Source organism: Nostoc paludosum FACHB-159 (assembly GCF_014698835.1).
Lineage (GTDB): Bacteria > Cyanobacteriota > Cyanobacteriia > Cyanobacteriales > Nostocaceae > Nostoc > Nostoc paludosum.
In genome coordinates, this window is the sequence record NZ_JACJTU010000128.1 from 1 (window position 1) to 5,863 (window position 5,863).

General features: G+C 41.9%; 3 protein-coding genes and 2 pseudogenes. 3 read left to right on the forward strand and 2 right to left on the reverse strand.

The window, feature by feature from the left end:
• Positions 1–99: 99 nt before the first annotated feature.
• From H6H03_RS39005 to H6H03_RS39015, 3 genes and pseudogenes are all read left to right on the forward strand, one after another.
• Positions 100–675, forward strand: a pseudogene (locus H6H03_RS39005) (FMN-dependent NADH-azoreductase); the annotation flags it as partial.
• A 59-nt stretch (positions 676–734) separates the two neighbouring features.
• Complete coding sequence (locus tag H6H03_RS39010) at positions 735–1,880, forward strand: MFS transporter (protein WP_199339241.1); 1,146 nt, start codon at positions 735–737, stop codon at positions 1,878–1,880.
• 26 nt (positions 1,881–1,906) lie between these two features.
• The gene (locus tag H6H03_RS39015) at positions 1,907–3,589 is read left to right on the forward strand and encodes an iron uptake porin (RefSeq protein ID WP_190960331.1); all 1,683 of its coding nucleotides are present in this window, start codon (positions 1,907–1,909) and stop codon (positions 3,587–3,589) included.
• A 285-nt stretch (positions 3,590–3,874) separates the two neighbouring features.
• Here the strand turns inward: H6H03_RS39015 and H6H03_RS39020 are convergent.
• Positions 3,875–5,296, reverse strand: a pseudogene (locus H6H03_RS39020) (IS5 family transposase); the annotation flags it as partial.
• A gap of 148 nt (positions 5,297–5,444) precedes the next feature.
• A complete protein-coding gene (locus H6H03_RS39025; RefSeq protein ID WP_190960332.1) occupies positions 5,445–5,561 on the reverse strand; it encodes a WD40 repeat domain-containing protein in 117 nt (38 codons plus the stop codon).
• Positions 5,562–5,863 lie beyond the last annotated feature (302 nt).

Consider the following 5,863-nt stretch of genomic DNA (forward strand, 5'->3'; position numbering starts at 1 on the left):
TTCAGTTGCAATTAATCCTGGCTGAAGCGTAATTATAGTTGCAAATAATCCTGGTTTGTAAATGTCTTGATTGCAGGTTTGAGCGATTAGTATTGCAGGTCGTTACACTTAACCCAACAATTTGTGAGTTTGTGGAAACAAATGCATCCAGATGTTCCTGTCATTTATCGCGATTTAGGACGTTATCCAGTACCTGCCATCGATGAAGCGTGGATTGCTGCTGCGTTTTGTCCTCCAGCTCAACTCACTCCAGAATTACAATCTGCCTTGATGATTTCCGATGAATTGATTGCTGAACTGCTGGCGGCAAACCTCTATATCTTTGGCATTCCTATGTACAACTATAGTGTACCTGCCAGTTTCAAAGCATACATCGATCAGATTGTGAGAGTCAGACGGACGTTTGTGGTGAGTGCTGATGGTTACGAAGGACTGTTAAAAGATAAAAAAGCGCTGGTAATTACAACACGAGGCGGAAGCTATGCAGGCGAACCACTCGATTTTCAAGAGCCTTACTTGCGTGCAGTATTTGACTTTATTGGCGTAACTGATGTCACGTTTATCCATGCCGAAAATCTGGCAATCGGGTCTGAAGAACGACAACTAGCGATCGCAACTGCTCATGAAGCCATTCAACAAGTTGTAAAAACTTGGCAATCTAGTACCTGCATCTGAATCGAGCGACTAAGTTCTGCATTGCCTGCAATGCCTTGCTCTCTATCTTTTCAATAATTATGAATCGCAATATCGTTTGGCTAATGGCAATTACCAGTGGGGCTGCTGCTGCCAACCTGTATTACAACCAACCCCTGCTTGCAGCAATTACTCAGAATTTGAACGCCTCTGTTCAAGACGCAGGATTAATTCCGACGTTGGGACAAATTGGCTATGCAATGGGCAACTTTTTCATCGTTCCTCTCGGCGATCTTCTAGAGCGCAAACGTTTGCTCGTTAACATGCTTATTGGAACTGCTCTAGCTTTAGCTGCGGCTGCTGTTTCTCCTACCATTGGCTGGTTAATTATTGCTAGCTTCATCGTTGGGGTAACGACGATCGTACCTCAGATCGCGGTTCCCTTTGCAGCTTTACTTGCTCCTGCGGCAGTGCGGGGCAAAGTTGTCGGCACAGTCATGAGCGGACTGCTGATTGGCATTCTTCTTGCGCGGACGGTGAGTGGCTTTATTGGTGCAGAACTAGGTTGGCGGGCGATGTATTGGATTGCCAGTGGCGTAATGTTGATGTTAGCGATCGTTCTGTTTCGGGCGCTGCCCAACAGTCAGCCTGCGGTCATGTTTACTTACCGAGAATTGATGCGATCGATGTTGAAGTTGGTTCGAGAGCCTGTGTTGCAACAAGCTTCAATTACAGGTGCAATGGCTTTCGGGGCATTTAGCGTTTTTTGGAGTACCTTGATTTTTCTATTAGAACAACCACCTTATCAATATGGCAGCGAGGTCGCTGGGTTGTTTGGGTTGATTGGGGTCGTTGGAGCCGCAAGCGCGCCACTAGCTGGCAAACTTGCCGATCGCAGAAGTCCGAGACTCGCGATTGCACTGGGCTTACTCGCAACTACTGTGTCTTTCCTGGTGTTTTGGTTGTTTGGATACCAACTATGGGGACTGATTGTTGGCGTGATTTTGTTAGATATGGGGGTACAGGTGACAACAGTATCCAACCAGGCATTGATTTACAGGCTACCTGAAGAAACGCATAGCCGTTTGAATGCGCTGTTTGTCACATTCTATTTCTTTGGTGGCGCGATCGGTTCATTCCTGGGTGCTTACGGCTGGAATCTCTGGCGATGGAATGGAGTTTGTACCGCCGGGATGTTTTTGTTGATCGTTGCTTTTGCAGCACTCACGCTTGGACGTAAGCGTTAACCCTTCTAAAAATCTACTACTGAAGTATGCAAAATTATTGGTTTGCAAATTTTCATATACTGGGTTGTTTGAGTGTTTTGAGCTTCGTCATCCTTAATCATGCAACTCCTTCCCTAGCCAAGACTGTTGAGTCTTTAACTTTTGAGAAAAAACTTTCTTTTGTTACTCCAACTTCAATTACCCAGCTAATTCCTGAAAGTATTCCCCAAGAATCAAACGCAACGCTACAGGGACAAGTGACTTCAGTAAATCAACTAGATGATGTTCAACCGACAGATTGGGCATTTCAGGTGCTTCAGTCTTTGATCTCTCGATATAACATTCTTACAGGCTATCCAGCCCAAACTTTTCGGGGCGATGTCTCACGACAAGCCGCTTTGCATCTAAGACCAATGACTCGCGACGAATTTGCACTAGCATTGAACATAACACTTAAACAAATCGGCGAACAAATTGCTCAAGGAACTGGTTCACGAATATCTCGTGATGATTTAGAGACACTACAACGACTTCAAGAAGAGTTTTCTGGCGAACTCAGCAAACTACAAGAACGTGTAGATGGATTAGCAGCCCGAACTGCTAAGTTGGAAGCAAGTCAGTTCTCGACAACCACCACATTGTCAGGAATAGTTGTATTTGGAGTCACTGGCGGAGGCTTTAGCGGCGATCGCATTGTTGATGTCACAAGCAGAGAAATCGCGACAAAAGATCCAAACCTTACATTCCTTTACCGAGCTACCCTAGACTTCACTACAAGTTTTAATGGAACAGATGCGCTAGAACTCTGGCTAGAAATTGGCAGCAATGGGGCAGATGACAATGCAGCAGGATTATTAGAACCCAGTTTTGGCAGTGTTTTAGACTATTCAGCCAAACCGCCCGTTGAAGAGTTTGGCGTGTCCCGTCTGAATTATACCTTTTCTCTATCTGAGGATTTGACGCTTTCCCTAGGCCCAGTCATCAGTCTGACTGACTATGTAGACTTAAATCGCTATGCAAATGTCAGTTTTCTAGACTTCTCTACGCAAGCATTGGTAAACAACTATATTCTTTTTCCAGTTCAAGGGCTAGGAGCGGGTGCTGCTATCAGGTGGAATCCTAATGAAGGCGCATTTACGGCACGAGCTGCTTATGTGGCGGCATCTGCCAGTCGATCAAAAATAGAGAGTTCATCTCCAGTTCCTGGTATTTTCTCACTGGGATACATTCTTTATCCCAACGGACGAGGAGAAGGAGGGCTGTTTGGCGATCCTTATCAAGGAATCATTGAGTTAGAATACGCTCCTTCGAGAAGGTTTGCGCTACGCTTGCAATATACGAGCGGTAGTATTTTAGGAGGGAATTTTGATGTCTTTGGAGCCAACTTGGAATTGACGCTTTCAGACCGTTTTGCTGTTTTTGGACGCTACGGTTACGGTAGCTACGCTGATACTGCCTTTGGTGATTTAAAGCCTAGCTATTGGATGGCAGGTGTAGCTTTTCAGGATCTATTTATTGAAAATGCTCTGGCAGGCATAGCTGTAGGTCAGCCGTTTATCGCAAGTGAAATAGGAGATTTGACGCAAACGAATTTCGAGGCTTTCTACAATTTTCCAATTAATGACAATATCCGTGTCACACCTGTATTTCAAGTGATTACAAATCCAGCTAATCAAAGCGTCAATGGCACAATCCTTACAGGTACACTCCGCACCGTCTTCTCGTTCTAACAAACCTCTGTTTAGCGAACAAAGGTAAGGAGATCGCATATCAATAGAACTGGGTACAACGCGAAAAGTGGGGTCAGACCATTAGTTGTTAGGAATTCTAGTTCAGGATGAGTCTTTGCATATTCGACTAGAACACCGATTCAGTAATTAGGGCTTGCTGAAAAAGTAATAAAAAAGCTAGAAAAGGATTAATTTGTTATTCAAGCAAGAGACAAAGATAAGTTTTTATTTACTATGACTTAGTAAATCATAAGCTTCAATCATAGTAGATGGGAAAAAAGGTGTAATTTTCAAAAATAGACACAAAAAAGCCCTAATTAACCGTGACAGATGAGCAGATAGATTCATCACTAAAAAAGTCATAGCAATTGCAGTTTGAGAAGTATGATTTAGTTTAGCCATCACTCTGTTGAGGCTGAATCTTCTTTTAGCTTGTCCAAACTTTCCCTCAATAGAATTACGAATCCTTTCATCTTCTTTAGCTTGTTGCTTTTTTTCTTTACTAATATTGGCTGGTGGTCTTCCTAAAGGAACTCCACTGATTCTAATTCCTCGTTCTTTACACCAAGCTCGGTTTTCTCTTGTGCGATAAATTTTGTCAACATGGACAGATTCTGGATAATAACCAGTGTAGTTTTTAAAGGCTTCGACTTGTGCTTTTAAATCTCCTGATTCATTAAAGTTATCCCAACTAATATGATCTAAAAATACATATCCATCAAAGCAACTAGCAGACAGTTTTGCACCAAATTCCACATTTTTACCCGCTTTTCCTCGGATAATTGGACGGATATGTGGTTGGCTTAAACTCACAATGCGGTCATCAATGCTCTGCTTTTTATTTTCAGACAACCATAGTTGTTGACGATAGACTTCTGTAACTACTAGCAACATCTTATATTGCCTATTGGTTAGACTTAGTAGAGTTGACCCGTTCAGGGTTAGCTGTTCAATATGTGATAGGTTTCTTTTAATATATTGGAGCTGTTTTTTTATCGCTTTACTTCTTTGTTTCTGTAAGACACGGCGTTTTTTTCGCTACTTCTAAATAGTCACGTCTGGCGATTTGGCGATAAGTTCTCGGTTTTTTCTCTAATTGACTTTTTATTTGTTCATAAAGCAAGTCTATAATTTTTTCTGTTTGCTTTCTGGCTTGATTTAGTAGCTCTAAATCTGTGGGATAGCTGATATCACCAGGCGCACAAGTAGCATCTAATATTAATCTTCCTCGATTTGTTAGCTCACTTACCTCTTTTTCTGATGCTTCTGTTTTTTTTCAGCCGCTAAAGTCGAAGATGTTGTTTCTAGCATCTTCTTCACCATTTGTTGATTTACTTTATTAACTAGGTCAGCACTAATCCTTTCACGAAAATGTACTAACATTGATGCATCAAATGGAGTTTCATTACTATAAGATGACATCCCTATAAAGTACTGTAGATAAGGGTTCTCTTTAATTTGTTCTACTGTTTCTCTGTCGCTTATCCCTAGCTTTTCTTTGATTATTAATGCCCCTAATGCCATCCGAAATGATTTTGCAGGTGCTCCCATCTCTGCGGAAAAAGATGAAGAATATTCATCCTCAAATTCTGTCCAGGGTATTAAATCAGCCATGATTACCCAACGATTATTTTCTGATAACTTGCCCTCAAATGGAAGTTCAAAACTTTCTGGTGGAATTGGAGTTGATTCTTCTTTTCGGTACATGGTGACTAATGATACTCTAGGTCGATTTTGACCATTGTGATGCAAGGATTTTGGACTATTTTACCCTCAACTCTTGCACCTGAATATACTTTTAGGGTCTGATAATCTAGAGACTGTCACCTTTTCTTTCTTTTTCAGCAAGCCCTAATTACGGTTTTAGGAGCCAAACTTTAATAGATTTATCGCCGCTACCGCTATATAAAATCTGACCATCACTACTTATTGCCAGTCCATAAATTCCACCTGCGTGTCCGGTCAGTTCCATGACTGAGTATCGCCATCACCTACGCTAACTACCCTCATCTTGGGGAGGTTAATTTGCGCTACAGTTGTTATTCCAGAGAGTAGTAGTAAGGCTGCTGCGAGAATACTGACTTTGTTGATCTGTGTAAATTTAGTTTTTTGTGTATCAAGAGTAACTTGCATTTATTTCTAAACCTGTGACGTGGATCAAACCTAATGAACAAACGGCAATCGATAGCGATCGCAAGACTCTATGTGATAATTCTGATTAAAAATCTGCCTATGGTAAATTTCTAAAAGTAGTGTCTGCTCGTACCGCTTGAT